At 62.7% G+C, this 2,062-nt stretch carries 1 protein-coding gene and 1 pseudogene; one reads left to right on the top strand and one right to left on the bottom strand.

Going from position 1 to position 2,062, the window contains the following annotated elements; genetic code table 11:
• Positions 1-578, bottom strand: a pseudogene (locus EN984_RS32390) (hypothetical protein); the annotation flags it as partial.
• Positions 579-949: 371 nt separating this feature from the next.
• On the opposite strand from EN984_RS32390, the gene EN984_RS32395 reads away from it, so the two are divergent.
• Positions 950-2,062 (top strand): POTRA domain-containing protein (locus EN984_RS32395; protein WP_164765818.1); only part of this gene is annotated, 1,113 nt, incomplete at its 3' end.

Raw genomic sequence — 2,062 nt, forward strand, 5'->3', positions numbered from 1 at the left:
GAGACAGCCATGACAATGCCGCCATTGTTGAGCCAGATGAACAGCGAAAAGGTCTGGTTGGGCTCACGCACCGGCTTGGAGGCAAGCAGGCCGTCCGCGACCAGAGGCTGCAGCCTGGCAACCATGTCGGGCCGCTCAAGGAACCTGGCCAGCCGGTCGGCACCATCGAGATGATCCAGCGTCTGCAGATGAGCAAGGACCCAGCCGGTGAAAGTCTGCACGGTTGCCGCCGTTGGCTGCAAGGGGTGCGTGCGCCCGTCGCCACCCGAAACATACTCGGCGACATGATAGTGCAGCATCTCCTTGATGAAAGCGTCCGCCGTGTTGCGGCTGGCCACCGCGTGCTGGTGTACGAACTCGATGAAACGCGATACCGTCAGCTCCTTGCGGCGGTCGTGCGGATCGCGCCTGAAATGCATGGCAAGGCCGACATGACCCATCAGCCAACGCTGCTGCGTGGCGAAAATGGAAGCCAGTCGCGGGCTCGTTTCATAGATGTCGATCAGCGCCAACGACTGTGCCTGGACACAGCGATGCAGGGCCGGATGGCCGGCAATGTCTTCCAGATTCAGCGCCATCCTCCTCATGTTCCGAGTTAACTCCAACAGCGGAGTCGCGTCCACATTTTCCAGCCTTCGACAGCTGTGTCCAGAGGCACCGAATGCGAAGAGCAAGCCCAACCCGAACATGGGGCAGGCCACGACCGGTTCATGGTGGGGTCCGCTAACCGGTTGCTACGCTTTGGAAAACCCCTCCCAATAATAGTCAGCCGGACGGCCGCCCGTTGAATTGACGTTCACCAGAGCGCGGCATAGTTTCCGCGACATCCGAGCGGCGGGGGCACGCCTTCCCGGAAATGAGTTCGAAAGCAGAAGCCAATTAACGAGCGATGAAATCTCGCGCGGTGGCGAAGCTTTGCCGAACTCTACCTCGAAGGACGAGTGATTGAGTGAAGTATACAAGCAAGATCGCGGTTGGCAGGGATAACGACTGTCACCCAGTTTTCGGTGAGCTGGCAGCCCGTGGGGGATGGTTGATCCTGCTTGTTGCCTCGGCGTGCCTGTGGCTTCAAGCCGGCGCATTCGCGCAGACAGCCAGCCAGATCACGCCGCCCAGCTTTCGGCCGCCGCCGGCAGCCAACACGGCAGGTGTTTCCATTCCCGAAGGTGTGGGCCTCGAAGCGCCGGCGGGTGCCGGGAAGCTCAAGGTCAAGCTCGGGGATGTCAGCGTCGAAGGCGGCTTGCCCGACATGGCTGACGCAACACGCAAGATCGTTGCCGGCCTTGCGCACCGCACGGTGACGGCGGCGGAAATCTTTGCCGCGGCGCGAAAACTCGAAACCGAATATGGATGGGCCGGCTATGCGCTGGTGCGGGTGGTGCTGCCGGCGCAGAAGCTCAACGACGGCGCAAGACTCCGGCTGGTCGTCGTCGATGGCTTTCTCGAACGGATCGACACCAGCAATCTGCCCGAGCGCATACGCGGGCGGGTCGAGGCAACGCTGGCGCCGCTCGTTGGACAGAAAAGCATCAAGCTGTCGGCGATCGAACGCAAGCTGCTGCTGGCTGGCGATACGCCCGGCGCCCGGCTGCGCTCGACCTTGCAGGCAGGCTCGGCCAAAGGCGCAAGCGTGCTGGTCATCGACGGCAAATATCGCCCGATCGGCGGCCAAATGACCGGGGACAACTCGCTATCGCCATCGTTGCAGCGCTGGTCTACGGGCATCGGCGTCGATTTCAACTCATTGCTCGGCCTCGGCGAACTCGTCTATGTCAGGGCCGGCGGCTACCCCGATGGCGGCGAGAGCGGCCTGTTCACGGATGGCCCACGCAATCGCAACTATGCCGCCGGCATCGTCGTGCCGATCGGCTATGACGGGCTGACGCTCAACCTGGAAGCCAGCCGCACGCAGGCCAATCCGACAGCCGAGCCCGGCACGCTCGGCTTCGGCAGCGCTTTCGAGCGTTATTCGGCGCGGCTTCGCTATCCCTGGATACGCAGCCGCGCGCTTACGATCAGCACCGAACTGTCATTCGACGTGCAAAACGACACGCTCGACGCG

It is taken from the genome of Mesorhizobium sp. M7A.F.Ca.CA.004.12.1.1 (assembly GCF_003997835.1).
Taxonomy (GTDB): domain Bacteria; phylum Pseudomonadota; class Alphaproteobacteria; order Rhizobiales; family Rhizobiaceae; genus Mesorhizobium.